This is a genomic window from Scytonema hofmannii PCC 7110 (genome assembly GCF_000346485.2).
Lineage (GTDB): Bacteria > Cyanobacteriota > Cyanobacteriia > Cyanobacteriales > Nostocaceae > Scytonema > Scytonema hofmannii.
Genome location: NZ_KQ976391.1, coordinates 1 through 315 on the forward strand (window position 1 = coordinate 1; position 315 = coordinate 315).

Genomic DNA, 315 nt, shown 5'->3' on the forward strand with positions numbered 1-315 from the left:
CGGTACGGTAAAATGGTATAATGAGGCGAAAGGCTTTGGTTTTATTGCGCCTGATAATGGCAGCAAGGATGTTTTCGTTCATATCTCCGCCGTTGAGCGCGCAGGACTTGGAACGTTGACTGATGGCCAAAAGATCAATTTTGACGTCGAAACTGGCCGGGATAGACGCGAAAGCGCTGTGAACCTGTCACTTGCTAAATCATAGTCTCGTAAGAAGTTTGACTTTGGGGCGGCGTTCAACCCGTAAGCGTACAAGATGCGCCCGAGTTTGATAACTTCAGCAATAATGCGATTTTATAGGTCTGAATATCGTCA

1 protein-coding gene is annotated in these 315 nt (G+C 46.7%); it reads left to right on the forward strand.

The window, feature by feature from the left end; all coding sequences use genetic code 11:
- Positions 1-205: cold-shock protein (locus WA1_RS52020; protein ID WP_066613691.1), on the forward strand; the 205-nt coding region annotated here is incomplete at its 5' end.
- Positions 206-315: the final 110 nt, after the last annotated feature.